Here is a 15782-nt window from a genome sequence, read left to right on the forward strand (position 1 = left end):
GCCGGCGAGGATGACTTCATTCGGTATCCGTCATGCGTTCCTTCCCTTCGCACCGCGCGTCGCGCGGTCTGCGCGTTGTCGCCCTGGCCGGCGCCTCGGCCTGTACCTTTCACGCGTCTGCCCAGACCCTCACCCCTATCCTCGTGACCGACAGCGCGGTCATGCCCGGCGCATCGCTGGACCTGGATCTACCCAACAGCACCGGTTCCCGTCTGGGTCTGAGCGCACGCGAGACGCCCGCGAGCATCAGCAGCCTCAGTTCTGCCGACATCCAGGAACGTGGTCTGACCCGGGCCCAGGAAGTGGCCATCCGCATGCCGGGCGTCACCGAGAATCCGTCACCCGGCAACGGCGGAACCGGCCTGGCGGCCCGCGGATTCAATGGCCACAACTCGGTTGCGCAGCTCGTCGATGGCACCCGGCTGATCGTGGCTTCCGGCACCATCACCTATCCGTTCTCGACCTGGCCGCTGGAGTCGGTGGAGGTACTGCGCGGCCCGGCGTCGGTGCTGTATGGCGACGGCGCCATTGGAGCGGCGGTCAACTACATCACCAAGAAGCCGCGCTTCGACAAGGCGGAACGCGAAGCCTTCGTGAGCGCCGGCTCTTACGGCACGCTGCAGGGCGGCATAGGCCTTCGCGGCCCCGTCAACGATGTGCTGGCCTACTCGCTCTACATCGACGGAGCGCGCAGCGACGGTTATCGCCACGACGATGGCTACAGCCGCCAGAACATCTCCGCAGCACTCGCCCTCCGACCCATGAGCGGCCTGCGCATCGACCTGAGCCTGGATGCCGGCCACAACGACGATGCGGTGTACTACGGCACGCCCCTGCGCAATGGCGCACTGGTGCCGAGCCTGCGTCGGACCAGCTTCAACATCGGCGACGCCACGGTCCACTACAACGACCGGGTCTGGCGCGCCAAGGTCGAGTACCAGGCCAACGACCAACTGCGGCTGCGCAACGAAACCTACTACCTGACCTCGAAGCGTCACTGGCGCAATGCCGAGAGCTATACCTTCAACACCCCCGGCACCCTGGTGACCCGAGGGGACTACTTGGAGATCCTGCACGACCAGGAACAGACAGGCAATCGCTTCGATGCGGCATTCGACGGACGCATGGCAGGCTTGCGGAACCGGTTCGTCGTCGGCCTCGACTACTACCGCACCAAGCTGCTGCACACCAACAATTCGCCTTACGGCGGCTCCAGCACGGTAAACCCCTTCGTGGGCTTTGCACCGGGCGGTTTCCTCAGCCCTGTGCCCACGATTCCGGGCCGCCGCTCCACGCTGGAGACCACCGCACTCTTCGCGGAGAACGCGATCGACCTGTCACCGCAGTGGAAGCTCATCGGCGGGCTACGGCGCGACGCGATGGACTTCTACAACGAGGATCTGCGGACCGGCACGAACCTGGGCAAGGACTATCACCCCGTAACCGGACGCGTCGGTGCGGTCTGGACCCCGATGAAGGACCTGTCGGTGTACGGGCAGTACGGAACCGGTACCGATCCGCTGAGCGGTGCGCTGTCGCTGCCCAATGGCAGCAACACCTACGACCTCACGAAGGGCCGGCAGCTGGAGTTCGGCGTCAAAGGTAGCGTGCCGGCGGTCCGCGGTGAATGGACAGCCGCGGTCTACCGAATCGAGAAGCGCAACATCCTGTCGCGCGACGCGACCAACCCGACGATCACGCAGCAGATCGGCCGGCAGTCGTCGACCGGCATCGAACTGGCGTTCGCGGCCGAGCCACTACGAGGATGGACGGTCGATGCGAATACAGCGTTCCTGCGGGCCCGCTACGACGATTTCCAGGAACTGGTGTCGGGCCGCCTGGTGAGTCGCAACGGCATGGTGCCGACCGGTGTGCCTGAGCGTACGGCCAACCTGTGGACAGGCTACCGGTTCCTGCCCCAATGGTGGGCGGGCTTCGGCGCCCAGTACGTAGGTCAGCGGTATTCAAATACGGCCAACACCACGTCGCTGCCCTCGTACACTGTTCTCAACGCAGCGATGGCCTGGAACTACTCGCCGCAATTGACGCTGCAGCTGGCCGTCAACAATCTGGCCGACAGAGACTACGCACTGTCGGGCACCGGCAATGTGCGCTGGCTGCTGGGCGCACCCCGCACGGTGATGCTGACGGCTCGCGCCCGGTTCTGATGGCCTCCGCGGTGTCGCCGGCGAAGGCTGCGCTGATCTGGCTGCACAAATGGCTGGGCGTCGCACTGGTGCTGCTCTTCCTGATGTGGTTCGTCAGCGGCATCGTCTTGTACTTCGTGCCCTTCCCCAGCTTGGGGCAGGCCGAAAGGCTGGCGGCATTACCGCACCTGCCGATCTCCGACCGGGAATTGCTCACACCGGACGAGGCAGGACGGCGCGCAGGGGTCGGTTTTGCGCAGGCACGCCTGGGCGTGCACGACGGTCGTACGGTCTGGCGGCTGCTGGGGGGCAAGCCTGCTGCCTGGGTCGCCGTGGACGCCTACGACGGTACGACTTTGCCGCGGCTGGATGCGGCTGCAGCAGCCCGCGTCGCGGAATCTTTCAGCGGTAGGCGCGCCGTCTCGACCGAGTTCCTGGAGCAAGACCAGTGGACCGTGCCGCAAGGGCTCAACCCGCACCGTCCGCTATTCAAAGTAGGCCTCGACGGTGGCGATGGGCTGGAGCTGTATGTGTCGACCACCAGCGGCGAAGTGGTCCGCGACACGCGCCGCGCCGAGCGTTTCTGGAACTGGGTGGGTGCGGTTCCGCACTGGATCTATCCGACGGTGCTGCGGCAGTTTCCGCAGGCCTGGAATCAGACGGTCGTCTGGCTGTCTATACCAGGCGTTGTGCTGGCCTTGAGCGGACTTGTGCTCGGGGTGTGGCAGCTTTTTCTGAACCGGTCGCGCTGGATACCGTACCGGAAGTTCTGGATGCGCTGGCACCACATCGTCGGCCTGATGGCAGGCGTGGTCACGCTGACGTGGATCTTCTCCGGGCTGATGTCCATGAATCCCTACGGGGTTTTTTCCGCTCGTGGACAGCCGCAGGCAGAAAGCGAGGCATGGACCGGTGCGAAGTCATCTGCGTTGCTGGATCCGGGCCAAGCCCTGCGGATGGCGTCGCGCAGCGGCTTCGCGCCGCGTGAGCTGGAGGTGATCCGCTTCGATGGCCAACCCTGGTATCGGATGCGCGATGCCGACATGCAGCGACTGATGGCGGCCGGCACCAACGCGGCAGGTACGCTCGTCAAATCTCTGCCCGAAGCCGACGTCCGACGCGTGCTGGCGACGATGCGACCAGACGCCGGAGAGCCCACCATCTCCATGCTGACCTCCTACGACGCCCAGTACTACAGCCGGAATCCGGATCGAACGGAGACGCGCTTCAGCCGGCCTTTGCCAGTCTGGAAGGCGAGTTGGCGTGACGGTGTGGACGTGTACGCCGATCCGGTGTCGGGACGGTTGCTGCTGCGCGCGGATACGAGCCAGCGTTGGCAGCGCGTCCTGTACCACGGTCTGCACAGCCTTGATTTTGCGCCGCTGCTGGCGCGGCCCGTGCTACGTGACTTCCTGGTGGTGGGGCTGTCGATTGTGGGCATCGCACTCTGCCTCACCTCTCTGGTCATCGCTTGGCGCGTGCTCGCGCCTAAAGCACCCACGCGTGGTTCGACCGGGATACCGGGCAGGCGGATAGCGTAGGTTCAGGAGGAGGACACGCCGCAGGCGTTTCCGGGGGACACGGAGCGATCCGCCTGCCCGGCATCCCCCACAGCGCCACAGCGCCACCAAACCACAGCGCCCCTCAAGCCCGCTGCGACGCTTCCTGCAGGTGCCGACGACGAACCGGCTCGAAGTGCCAGTCGGAAGTAAATCTTCTAAAGGCCGCGTCCCACATCGCCGCGGGCGCGCACGCACAAGCGCGGTGTGCGGTCCGGCTCATCGTGGCAGTACCCGTTTTTTCACATACCCATACGAAAGCACACGATGCGACCATCCCGCCGCCACGCGCTGTTCACCGCCGGTGCCGCTGCGGCCGCCCTGCTGCCGATGCACGAGGATGCGTTCGCGCAGCCGATGCGCGCCGGCGGCGACTGGCTCGCCATGGTGAAGGCGCAGCACAAGCTGATCGCCGCGACCTTCGACAAGCTGCTGGCCAGCGGCAGCAGCACCTACCTGCAGCAGCGCCGGCTGCAGGACCTGCTGAGCTACCAGCTCACCGCGCATTCGGTGGCGGAAGAAAACGTGCTCTATCCCAAGATCGCGGAGAAGGGCCTGGTGCCGGAGTCCGACAAGCTCTATCTCGACCAGGCCCATGCCAAGGTGATGAACGCCGAGCTCGAAATGATGCTGCTGCACAAGCAGGGCGACCCCGGCTGGCTCGACGCCGCCCGGCGCCTGCAGACGGCGGTGCTCACGCACGCCCAGCAGGACGAGGAAGGCTAGGTCTATCCGAAGCTGCAGTCGATGCTGAGCGCGCAGGAGAACGCCGAGCTCGGCATGCTGTTCCAGCGCGAGTTCGCCACGGTCAGGCCCCGCCGCGCCAAGGCGGCCTGACCGGCACCGCGGCCCCATCCGATGGATCGACGGGCCGACGGGCGGTGTCCGCCCCGGGACTAGGCAGCGGAGCGCCGCGTTCCTAGACTGTGGCTCTTTGCCTCAGCTTCCGGACACCGCCTTCCATGACCGCTCCCTACACCGACACCGCCGACGTGGCCCACTTCATCGGCGGCCGGCCCCATGCCGGCACCGGCGACCGCAGCCAGCCGGTCTTCAACCCCGCCACCGGCGTTGCCGTTCGGCAGGTGCGGCTGGCCGCGCCCGCCGACGTGGCGGCGGCGGTCGCGGCGGCGAAGGCCGCGTTTCCGGCCTGGGCCGACACGCCGCCGATCCGCCGTGCGCGGGTGATGAACCGCTTCCTGGCGCTGGTCAACGAACACAAGGACGCGCTCGCGGCGATCATCACTGCCGAGCACGGCAAGGTGTTCACCGATGCCCAGGGCGAGGTGATGCGCGGCATCGACATCATCGAGTTCGCCTGCGGCATCCCGCAGTTGCTCAAGGGCGACTACACCGACCAGGTATCCACCGGCATCGACAACTGGACTCTGCGCCAGCCGCTGGGCGTGGTGGCCGGTATCACGCCGTTCAACTTCCCGGTGATGGTGCCGTGCTGGATGTTCCCGGTGGCGATCGCCGCGGGCAACTGCTTCGTGTTGAAGCCCAGCGAGCGCGACCCCTCGGCCTCGCTCTACCTCGCGCGCCTGCTTCAGGAGGCCGGCCTGCCCGACGGCGTGTTCAACGTCGTGCAGGGCGACAAGACGGCGGTCGATGCGCTGCTGGAGCATCCCGACGTGAAGGCGGTCAGCTTCGTCGGCTCCACCCCGATCGCCAACACCATCTACGAGACCGGCGCGCGCCACGGCAAGCGGGTGCAGGCGCTCGGCGGCGCGAAGAACCACATGGTGGTGATGCCCGACGCCGACATCGAGCAGGCGGTCGATGCGCTGGTGGGCGCGGGCTACGGCTCGGCCGGCGAGCGCTGCATGGCGATCAGCGTGGCGGTGCTGGTGGGCGACGTGGCCGACAAAATCGTGCCGCTGCTGGCCGCGCGCGCCCGCGCACTGGTGGTGAAGAACGGCATGGAGCCGGACGCCGAGATGGGCCCGATCGTCACGCAGCAGGCCCGGGAGCGGATCGAGGGCTACATCGCGCTCGGCGTGGAAGAGGGCGCCGAACTGGTGGTGGACGGCCGGGGCTTCACCGTGCCGGGGCATGAGAACGGCTTTTTCACCGGCGGCACGCTGTTTGACAAGGTGACCCCCGGCATGCGCATCTACCAAGAGGAAATCTTCGGCCCGGTGCTGGCCTGCGTGCGTGTGCGCGACTTCGCCGAAGCGGTGGACCTGGTGAACGCGCACGAGTTCGGCAACGGTGTGGCCTGCTACACCCGCGACGGCCACGTCGCCCGCGAATTCGCGCGGCGCATCGAGGTGGGCATGGTCGGCATCAACGTGCCGATCCCGGTGCCGATGGCCTGGCACGGTTTCGGCGGCTGGAAGCGTTCGCTGTTCGGGGACATGCACGCCTATGGCGAGGAGGGCGTGCGGTTCTATACCAAGCAGAAGTCGGTGATGCAGCGCTGGCCGGAGAGCACGGAGAAGGGGGCGGAGTTCGTGATGCCTACGGCGAAATAGGGGCGATCTGCTGGCTTGGCTTTGCTATTGATTCAGTAGTTGCTTGCGTAGGTGGGGCGGGCGCTGGGGTCGGTTTTCGATCGTACGGTGGGGGTGGGTGCTCTGTGGTCCGGACCGGGTCGGCGGGTACTCCCCTCCGCGAATGTCCCCCGGCCTGCGGCCTCCTCCTTGATTTCGCTGCGGGGAGCACCCACCACCCCGGTCCTGCGTGGCGCAGGATCAGCCGTCACAACAGCCGTCACGCCACGAACGAGCAGACGGCTAAATCGCAGGCCTCTGCGCACCAGCGCTCGGTTCGACGGGGATGCCGGGCAGGCGGATAGCGGAGGTTCAGGAGGAGGAAACGCCGCAGGCGTTTCCGGGGGACACGGAGCGATCCGCCTGCCCGGCATCCCCCCAAGCCCCACCCGCGCGACAAAGCTCTGATCGAGACCCCGCCCTCCATCCAACCATCCAAGGCCCCGTCTCGGAAAAAAGTCAGGCGGGTACAAAACGCAGAAAGCGCCTCAAAGCACCCGATCCAGCGCAGCCGCCAAGTGCCCCACCGTCCGCTCCACGTCGTGCCACTTGTCGAGCCCGAACAGCCCGATGCGGAAGGTCTTGAAATCCGGACCTTCGCCGCACTGCAGGGGCACACCGGCTGCGGTCTGCAGCCCCACCGCCGCGAACTTGCTGCCGTTCTGGATGCCCGGGTCGGTCGTGTAGCTCACCACCACGCCCGGCGCCTTGAAGCCTTCGGCCGCGACGCTCGGGAAACCGCGTGATTCGAGCAGCGCCCGCACCTGCGCGCCGAGCGCCATCTGCTCTGCCCGTACCTTGTCGAAACCGTAGTCGCGCGTCTCCAGCATCGTGTCGCGCAGCCGCACCAGCGCGTCGGTCGGCAGGGTCGTGTGGTACGCGTGGCGGCCTTCCTCGTAGCCCTCGGCGATCTGCATCCACTTCTTCAGGTCGCAGGAGAAACTGCTGCTGGTCGTGCCCTCGATCGCCTCGCGGGCGCGCTCGCCCAGCATCACCATCGCGCAGCAGGGCGAACTGCTCCAACCCTTCTGCGGCGCGCTGATCAGCACGTCCACGCCGGTGGCGCACATGTCCACCCACATCGCGCCCGAGGCCACGCAGTCGAGCACGAACAGCGCACCCACCTCGCGCGCCGCCGCGCTCACCGTGCGCAGATAGTCGTCGCCCAGGAGGATGCCGCTCGCGGTTTCCACGTGCGGCGCGAACACCACCTTCGGCTTCTCGGCGCGGATCGCCGCGGCCACCTCGTCGGCCGGCATCGGCGCCCAGGGCGCCTGCGGGCCGTCGCCCACCTGCCGGGCCTGGCAGACGACGGAGCCGCCGCCCAGGCCGCGGTCCGCGTCGAAGATCTGCGTCCAGCGGTAGCTGAACCAGCCGTTGCGCACGATCAGCACCTTCTCGCGGTTGGCGAACTGGCGGGCCACCGCCTCCATGCCGAAGGTGCCGCTACCCGGCACCAGCACCGCAGTGCGCGCGCCGTAGACCTGCTTCAGCGTCGCCAGGATGTCCTGCGCCACGCCCACGAAGCGGCGCGACATATGGTTGAGGGCGCGGTCGGTGTAGACCACCGAGAATTCGAGCAAACCGTCGGGATCGACGTCGGGCAGCAGGCCGGGCATGGGGTGTTGTCTCAGTGCAAGGTCGTGGGAATGTGGACGGCGGTCGGACCGTCGTGCGGCGCGGAAAACCGCCCCTGTTCGGAGCCGGATCAGCTTAGCACGCGGTCTTTTGACCCCCCTTGGCAGCACACCACAAGGCATTCGATGCATGCAGTTTTTTATAATGAAAGCATCGAATGCAATCGCACAGGATCGAATCATGGCCATGCTGACCGTCCGTAACCTGCCCGACAACGTGCACCGCGCGCTGCGCGTGCGTGCGGCCCAGCACGGGCGCAGCACCGAGGCGGAGGTGCGCGAAATCCTGGCGGCCGCGGTGACGCCGGGCGACCGCCTCCTGCTGGGCAATGCGCTGGCCTCGATCGGCCAGCGGCTGGGGCTGACCAACGACGACATCGACGCGGCCTGCCACGCGCGCGACCAGGCGCCGGCCGAGCCGCCGAAGTTCGCATGATCGTCCTCGACACCAATGTCGTCTCCGAAGCCATGAAGCCGCAGCCGAACGAGGCGGTGCGGGACTGGCTCAACCGGCAGGCCGCCGAAACCTTGTTCCTCTCGAGCGTCACCCTGGCCGAACTGCTGTTCGGCATCCATGCGCTGCCGATCGGCAAGCGCCGCGAGTTGCTCGACCAGGCCCTGGCCGAGCTGCTGGAGCTGTTCGGACCGCGCGTGCTGCCCTTCGATACCGACGCGGCCCGGCAATACGCATCGCTCGCCGTGGCGGCCCGCAGCGGCGGCCGCGGCTTCTCGACACCCGACGGCTACATCGCCGCCATCGCCGCGTCGCGCGGCTTCATGGTGGCGTCCCGCGACACCTCGCCCTATGCAGCGGCCAATGTCGCCGTCATCGATCCCTGGAAGGCCTAGAAAACACCATGTCCGAACACCCACCCACCACGCCTCCCCCGATGAAACTCTCCGGCCTCGAGCCGGTCCTGATCGGCGAGGGCACGCTGTTCGTCAACGTCGGCGAACGCACCAACGTCACCGGCTCCAAGGCCTTCGCGCGGATGATCCTCAACGGCCAGTACGAGGAGGCCCTCGCGGTCGCGCGCCAGCAGGTCGAGAACGGCGCGCAGGTGATCGACATCAACATGGACGAGGCCATGCTCGACAGCAAGGCCGCGATGGTGCGTTTCCTCAACCTGATCGCATCCGAGCCCGACATCGCCCGCGTGCCGATCATGGTGGACAGCTCGAAGTGGGAGGTCATCGAGGCCGGCCTGCGCTGCATCCAGGGCAAGCCGATCGTGAATTCCATCTCCATGAAGGAAGGGGTGGAGAAGTTCAAGCACGAGGCCACGCTGGTGCGCCGCTACGGCGCGGCCGCGGTGGTGATGGCCTTCGACGAGGTCGGCCAGGCCGACACCTTCGCCCGCAAGATCGAGATCTGCGAGCGCGCCTACCGCATCCTGGTCGACGAGGTCGGCTTCCCGCCCGAGGACATCATCTTCGATCCCAACATCTTCGCGGTGGCGACGGGCATCGAGGAGCACAACAACTACGCGGTCGATTTCATCGAGGCGACGCGCTGGATCAAGCAGCACCTGCCGGGCGCCAAGGTGTCGGGCGGCGTGTCGAACGTCAGCTTCTCCTTCCGCGGCAACGATCCGGTGCGGGAGGCCATCCACACCGTGTTCCTGTACCACGCGATCCAGGCGGGCATGGACATGGGCATCGTGAATGCCGGCATGGTCGGCGTGTACGACGACCTGGAGCCCACGCTGCGCGAGCGGGTCGAGGACGTGGTGCTGAACCGCCGCCCCGACGCCGGCGAGCGCCTGGTCGAGATCGCCGAAACCGCGAAAAGCGGCGCCAAGGACGAGAGCAAGAAGCTCGAATGGCGCGGCGGCACCGTCGGCGAGCGGCTGTCGCATGCACTGGTGCACGGCATCACCGACTTCATCGTGCCCGACACCGAGGAGGCCTACCAGGCCATCGTGGCCAAGGGCGGCCGGCCGCTGCATGTGATCGAAGGCCCGCTGATGGACGGCATGAACGTCGTCGGCGATTTGTTCGGCGCCGGCAAGATGTTCCTGCCCCAGGTGGTGAAGAGTGCGCGGGTGATGAAGCAGGCCGTGGCCCACCTGATCCCCTACATCGAGGAAGAGAAGAAGCGCGACGAGGCGGCCGGCCGCGACGTACGCAGCAAGGGCAAGATCGTCATCGCCACGGTCAAGGGCGACGTGCACGACATCGGCAAGAACATCGTGACGGTCGTGCTCCAGTGCAACAACTTCGAAGTGGTGAACATGGGAGTGATGGTCCCGTGCCACGAGATCCTGGCGAAGGCCAAGGTCGAGGGCGCGGACATCGTCGGCCTGTCGGGCCTGATCACGCCGAGCCTGGAGGAGATGCAGTACGTCGCCGGCGAGATGCAGAAGGACGAGCATTTCCGGCTGAAGAAGATTCCCCTGCTGATCGGCGGTGCCACCACCAGCCGGGTCCACACCGCCGTCAAGATCGCGCCGCACTACGAAGGCCCGGTGGTCTACGTGCCCGACGCCTCGCGCAGCGTGAGCGTGGCGCAGAGCCTGCTGTCGGAGCAGGCGACCAAGTACATCGACGAGCTGAACGCCGACTACGACAAGGTCCGCCACCAGCATGCCAACAAGAAGCAGGTGCCGCTGTGGCCGCTCGCCAAGGCGCGCGCCAACAAGACAGCGGTGGACTGGAGCGGCTACACGCCGCCGGTGCCGAAGTTCCTCGGCCGCCGGGTGTTCAAGAACTTCGACCTGGGCACGCTCGCGCAGTACATCGACTGGGGCCCGTTCTTCCAGACCTGGGACCTGGCCGGCCCATTCCCCGCAATCCTGAAGGACGAGGTGGTGGGCACCGAGGCGGTCCGCGTCTATGCCGACGGCCAGCGCATGCTGAAGCGCCTGATCGAGGGCCGCTGGCTGCAGGCCAACGCGGTGGTCGGTTTCTGGCCGGCGAACACCGAGCGCGACGACGACATCGCGCTCTACACCGACGAGAACCGCACCGAGCCGGCGATGACCTGGTACGGCATGCGCCAGCAGACCGAGAAGCAGGCGATAGACGGGGTGATGCGACCGAGCCGCTGCCTGTCCGACTTCGTCGCGCCGCGCGAGAGCGGCCTGAAGGACTATGTCGGCATGTTCGCCGTCACCGCCGGCATCGGCGTCGAGAAGAAGGAGCAGTACTTCCTGGACGATCTGGACGACTACTCCGCGATCATGCTCAAGGCCCTGGCCGACCGGCTGGCCGAGGCGTTCGCCGAGTGCCTGCACGAGCGGGTGCGCAAGGACCTGTGGGGCTACGCTGCCGGGGAGACGCTGTCGAACGACGAGATGATCGCGGAGCAGTACCGCGGCATCCGTCCGGCGCCGGGCTATCCGGCCTGCCCGGACCACAGCGTGAAGCAGGCGATGTTCGAGTCGCTCCGCTGCGAGGAGATCGGCATGGGCTTGACCGACAGCCTGGCGATGACGCCGGCGGCCAGCGTCAGCGGCTTCTACCTGGCGCATCCCGACAGTACCTATTTCAACGTCGGCAAGATCGGCGAGGACCAGCTGCAGGACATGGCGGCACGGCGCGGCATGGATGCGGCGGTGCTGGAGCGGTTGCTGGCGCCCAACCTGTAACTTGCATGCAGGGCGGCGCATCGCGCCGCAACCCCTGCTGACGCTGCCTTACCCGGTCTTACAAAGCCGATACAGCCCGTTGCCGCACGCTGTGTACCTTTGATGCATCCCATCCGTTGACCACAGGAGCGGCCCGTCGGCCGCATGCATCAAGGAACACACCGTATGGATCCCGTCCTCGACTCCGTCCCCCAGCGCGGCACCGCCCTTTCCGCTACGCCCGCTCCCGCATCGCAACCGTCGTCGCCGCTGCGGCCTCTGTGGGCCGCGATCGGGGTGCTGGGCGTCGCCGTGGTGGCGCTGGGCGGTACGCTGGTCTACCAGCAAGGCCGCGACAGCGGCACCCCCGTCGCCGCGCAGAGTGCTGCCGCGATGACGGCGCCCGGCGCCAGCGGCCCGGTCGTGACCGCCCCGCCGACGACCCTGGCGCAGGCCGCGCTGGCAGAAGAAAAAATGGCGCAGACGCAGACCCCACCTGCGCCGGCAGCTCCTAAAAGCGTAGCGAAGCCGGTGACGCGGCCGGTCGCCTCGTCGGCACCGGCTCCGGCTCCGTACTACGGCTCTTCCAGCTCCGGCGGCTATTCGGGCAGCTACGGCACGGCCCAGCCGGTGGTGCAGGCCGCCGCACCGGTTTGCACCGTCTGCGGCCGGGTCGAAGCGGTCAATGTGGTGAGCCGCCCGGCGCCGGCGAGCGGCGTGGGCGCGGTGGCCGGGGGCGTGCTCGGCGCGGTGGTGGGCAACCAGATCGGCAACGGCAACGGCCGCACGGCCGCCACGCTGCTCGGCGCGGCCGGCGGCGGCTACCTGGGCCACACGATCGAGCAGCGCACCCGCTCGACCACCTCTTATGTAGTGCAGGTGCGCATGGACGACGGCTCGCGCCGCACCTTCGAACGCAGCCAGCCGGTGCCGGTGGGCGAGCGCGTGACGGTCGAGGGCAACAGCTTCCGCCTGGGCCGCGGCGCCACCTACTCGACCTACCCGAGCGACCCGGGCTACCGTCAGGTGTCGCAGTCCGGCACCTACGCGACCGGCGGCTACTGACCGGCGGCGCGGGCATGCACCGTTGCGGCAGCAGGCGCTGCCGCCGCAACGGCCGCGTCGGTCATTCCAGCGTCAGCTTCTGCTGCTGCACGACCTTCTTGTAGGTCTCGTATTCCGCCTTGATCTCGGCCGCGAACTGCTGGGGCGTGTTGCCGACCACGATCGAGCCGGTGTCCTCGATCCGCTTGCGCACCGCTGGGTCTTCCAGCACCTTCTTCACGCCCGCGTTGATCTTGTCGACCAGTTCCTTCGGCATGTTCTTCGGACCCAGGATGCCGTAGTACGCGAGGCGGTTGACCGGCTCCAGGCCCACTTCCTTGAAGGTCGGCACGTTGGGCAGCGCGGCGAGCCGCTGCGGCGCGGCGACCACGATCGGCACCAGGCGGTTGTCCTTGATGAAGGGCAGAGCCGAGGGCAGGTTGTCAAAGATCATCGGCACCTGGCCGGCGACGGTGTCGTTGAGCGCCGGGCCCGCACCGCGGTACGGGATGTGGGTGACGAAGGTGCCGGTCAGGCTCTTGTACAACTCCATCAGCATGTGGCCGATGCCGCCGGTGCCCGAGGTCGAATACGAATACTTGCCCGCCGACTTCTTCAGCTCGGCCGCGAAGGACTTGTAGTCCTTGGCCGGGAACGACGGGTTCACCGCGATCACGTTGGGCGTGGCGGCGATGTTGATGATCGGGGTGAAGTCGGTGATCGGGTTGTAGGGCACCTTGGGGTTGATCGCCGGGGCCGACGCGGTGCTGGAAACCGTCGCCAGGCCGAGCGAATAGCCGTCCGGTGCCGCACGCGCCGTGTCGCTGGCACCGACCACGCCGCCGCCGCCGGCCTTGTTCTCCACGATCACCGGCTGGCCCAGCACCTTGCCGAGCGGGTCGGCGATCACCCGGGCGACGATGTCGGTGGTGCCGCCGGGCGCGAACGGAACGACCAGCTTGATCGGGCGGGTCGGATAGTCCTGTGCGCCGGCCGCGCCCGCGGCGAGGCCCAGCAGGGCGACCACGGTGGCGCGACGGGTGAAGGTGCAGGTCAGCATTGCGTAAGACTCCTGTAAGTTGGACAGCGCGGATAGTAAGTTTGGCGTCAGGAAATTTTCTAGGGGAATACGCGGAGTTACGGAAATCGTCGGCATGCGCCTACCGGGGCCGTGGCGCCGATGCGCCATCCTCTAGATCCATGCCTTCCGACGTGCCGACCCCGACCGCTGCGCCCGCGGGCGATGCCGCGCGTTTTCAGGGCCGCCTGCGCATCGCCGGCGGGCTGTTGCTGCGGCCGTTCCAGCCGATCCTGCGCGCCGCACTCCTCTGGAACGAGGCCGACGGCCTGCGCATGAGCGCAGCGATGTCGTTCTACGGGGTACTGAGCTTCGCGCCGCTGCTGGTGCTGATGGTCGCGCTGCTCGGCTGGTGGGTGGACCGCTCCTATCTGGAAACCAACCTGATCGCGCAGATGCAGGACGTGGTCGGCGAACGTGGGGCCGAGCTGGTGCGGCAGGCGCTCACCAGCGCGCAGCAGCCGTCCGACGGCATGGTGGCCTCGCTGATCGCCTTCGGGCTGCTGCTCTTCGGCGCGACCGGCGTGTTCGCGGAACTGCAGTCGGCCTTCGAGCGGCTCTGGCTCTACGGCCGCACGCCGTCGGCACCGACCAAGTGGTGGCACACCGCATCGCTGCGGCTGCGGGGCATGGCCTACATCCTGGCCTTCGGCTTCCTGCTGCTGGTGTCGCTGGTCGTCACCACGATGCTCAACATGGTGGCCGGCTGGGCAAGCGACTGGCGGCTGCTCGCACCCGTCCTGCGGCTGGTCAACGAGGTCGTGTCCTTCGCGCTCTGCACCGCGCTCTTCACCGGCCTGATGCGCCTGTCGGGCGGGCCGAAGCCGCGGCTGCGCTTCCTGATCGTCGGCGCGGCCATCGGCGCCACGCTGTTCACCCTCGGCAAGCACGTGCTCGCGTACTACCTCTCCACCGCGGCCGTCGTCTCGGCCTACGGTGCGGCCGGCTCACTGGTGGTGCTGCTGATGTGGATCTACTTTTCGTCGGCGATCCTGCTGTTCTCCGCCGGCAGCGCCCGAGCGCTGGCCGACCAGACCCTGCAACCGGTCGATCCCGAAAGCGAAAAGCCGCCCGAGTAGGCGGCTTGCAAGGTGGATGCGACGCAGATAGGAGACCGGCTATCGCTATCGGGGAGACCGACCCAGCCGGCCCGCCATCCGACGGTGTTTCAACATCCCCGCCAGACCAGGGTCCCCCTGGGCGAGTGCGGGGCCTCCCCCTCAGGGGGTGGCGTTACACGCCGCGGCAGCGGCGTGAAAAGCCGGGGGGAGCGTCACTTTTCAGCGAAAGCCCGCTCGACTACGAAGTCGCCCGGCGTGGTGGTGTTGCCTTCCTTGAAGCCGCGCGACTCCAACATGTGCTTCAGGTCGTTCAGCATCGCCGGGCTGCCGCACAGCATCACCCGGTCTTCGGCCGGGTTCAGGCGCGGCAGGCCCAGGTCGTCTTCCAGCTTGCCGGTCTCCAGCAGCTCGGTGATGCGGCCCATGTTGCGGTAGCTCTCCCGGGTCACCGTCGGGTAGTACAGCAGCTGCGCGCGGATCGCGTCGCCCAAGAATTCGTGATTGGGCAGATGCTCGGTGACCATGTCGTGGTACGCCAGCTCGTCGATCTGCCGCACGCCGTGGACCAGGATCACCTTCTCGAACTTCTCGTACGTTTCCGGGTCGCGGATGATCGACAGGAAGGGCGCCAGGCCGGTGCCGGTGCCCAGCAGGTACAGCCGCTTGCCGGGCAGGGTGTAGTCGGTCAGCAGCGTGCCGGTGGGCTTCTTGCCGACGATGATCGTGTCGCCCGGCTGGATGTGCTGCAGCCGCGAGGTCAGCGGGCCGTTGTCCACCTTGATGCTCAGGAACTCGAGGTGCTCCTCGTAGTTGGCGCTGGCGATGCTGTAGGCGCGCAGCAGCGGCTTGTCGTTCACCTTCAGGCCGATCATGGTGAAGTGGCCGTTGGAAAAACGCAGCGACGGATCGCGGGTGGTGGTGAAGGTGAACAGGCGGTCGGTCCAGTGGTGGACGGACAAAACGCGTTCTTCGTTGAATGCACTCATGGTCTGGGACGTCGGCAGGATGGCGGGGATGGGAAAGCCGGTACGGTGCCGGCCGGCGGGAGGTGTGTGGTGCTCCGCTCCATCGTGGCGACCGCGTCTTCGGCGCGGCGGCGGCCCGCTATGGTAGCGGCATGCGGGAAAACCCGGGACGGCCGGGGCGGTCTGCGCCCACAATCCGCGCTGATCCGTTTTCCGCCTACTAGCCT

12 protein-coding genes are annotated in these 15782 nt (G+C 67.4%); 9 read left to right on the forward strand and 3 right to left on the reverse strand.

The features are described from left to right. Positions 1–32: 32 nt before the first annotated feature. From QZ500_RS09335 to QZ500_RS09350, 4 genes are all read left to right on the forward strand, one after another. A complete protein-coding gene (locus QZ500_RS09335) occupies positions 33–2168 on the forward strand; it encodes a TonB-dependent receptor (RefSeq protein WP_295854171.1) in 2136 nt (711 codons plus the stop codon). Continuing rightward, on the forward strand, positions 2168–3688 hold the full coding sequence (locus QZ500_RS09340) for a PepSY domain-containing protein (protein ID WP_295854174.1): 1521 nt from the start codon (positions 2168–2170) through the stop codon (positions 3686–3688). Before QZ500_RS09335 ends, QZ500_RS09340 begins: the two co-directional genes overlap by 1 nt. Positions 3689–3973: 285 nt before the next feature. Beyond that, positions 3974–4432, forward strand: a complete 459-nt coding sequence (locus tag QZ500_RS09345; protein ID WP_295854177.1) for a hemerythrin domain-containing protein — start codon at positions 3974–3976, stop codon at positions 4430–4432. 236 nt (positions 4433–4668) lie between these two features. Next, positions 4669–6183, forward strand: coding sequence for a CoA-acylating methylmalonate-semialdehyde dehydrogenase (locus QZ500_RS09350; protein ID WP_295854180.1), 1515 nt, complete (start codon positions 4669–4671; stop codon positions 6181–6183). A gap of 506 nt (positions 6184–6689) precedes the next feature. Here QZ500_RS09350 and QZ500_RS09355 read toward each other — a convergent pair. Continuing rightward, a complete protein-coding gene (locus QZ500_RS09355) occupies positions 6690–7820 on the reverse strand; it encodes an alanine--glyoxylate aminotransferase family protein (RefSeq protein ID WP_295854181.1) in 1131 nt (376 codons plus the stop codon). A 199-nt stretch (positions 7821–8019) separates the two neighbouring features. Between QZ500_RS09355 and QZ500_RS09360 the strand changes: the two genes are divergently transcribed. The 4 genes from QZ500_RS09360 (at position 8020) to QZ500_RS09375 (ending at position 12472) form a co-directional block, all read left to right on the forward strand. Next, positions 8020–8274 carry a plasmid stabilization protein gene (locus QZ500_RS09360; RefSeq protein WP_295854184.1) on the forward strand — a complete coding sequence of 85 codons (255 nt, stop codon included), beginning with the start codon at positions 8020–8022 and terminating at the stop codon, positions 8272–8274. After that, the gene (locus QZ500_RS09365) at positions 8271–8687 is read left to right on the forward strand and encodes a type II toxin-antitoxin system VapC family toxin (RefSeq protein ID WP_295854187.1); all 417 of its coding nucleotides are present in this window, start codon (positions 8271–8273) and stop codon (positions 8685–8687) included. The genes QZ500_RS09360 and QZ500_RS09365 overlap by 4 nt, the downstream gene beginning before the upstream one ends. 8 nt (positions 8688–8695) lie before the next feature. Next, entirely contained in the window at positions 8696–11428 is a 2733-nt protein-coding gene (gene metH, locus QZ500_RS09370) for a methionine synthase (protein ID WP_295854190.1), read from the forward strand. Positions 11429–11593: 165 nt separating this feature from the next. Beyond that, a complete protein-coding gene (locus QZ500_RS09375; RefSeq protein ID WP_295854193.1) occupies positions 11594–12472 on the forward strand; it encodes a glycine zipper 2TM domain-containing protein in 879 nt (292 codons plus the stop codon). A gap of 61 nt (positions 12473–12533) precedes the next feature. Here the strand turns inward: QZ500_RS09375 and QZ500_RS09380 are convergent, their stop codons facing one another. Then, positions 12534–13511, reverse strand: a complete 978-nt coding sequence (locus QZ500_RS09380; protein ID WP_295854195.1) for a tripartite tricarboxylate transporter substrate binding protein BugE — start codon at positions 13509–13511, stop codon at positions 12534–12536. Positions 13512–13651: 140 nt separating this feature from the next. Between QZ500_RS09380 and QZ500_RS09385 the strand changes: the two genes are divergently transcribed. Next, positions 13652–14608 (forward strand): YihY/virulence factor BrkB family protein, encoded by a 957-nt coding sequence (locus tag QZ500_RS09385; RefSeq protein ID WP_295854198.1) that lies wholly within the window; start codon positions 13652–13654, stop codon positions 14606–14608. Positions 14609–14802: 194 nt separating this feature from the next. Here the strand turns inward: QZ500_RS09385 and QZ500_RS09390 are convergent, their stop codons facing one another. Beyond that, the gene (locus tag QZ500_RS09390; protein ID WP_295854201.1) at positions 14803–15576 is read right to left on the reverse strand and encodes a ferredoxin--NADP reductase; all 774 of its coding nucleotides are present in this window, start codon (positions 15574–15576) and stop codon (positions 14803–14805) included. Positions 15577–15782 lie beyond the last annotated feature (206 nt).

Source organism: uncultured Xylophilus sp., from assembly GCA_913776965.1.
Lineage (GTDB): Bacteria > Pseudomonadota > Gammaproteobacteria > Burkholderiales > Burkholderiaceae_C > Xylophilus.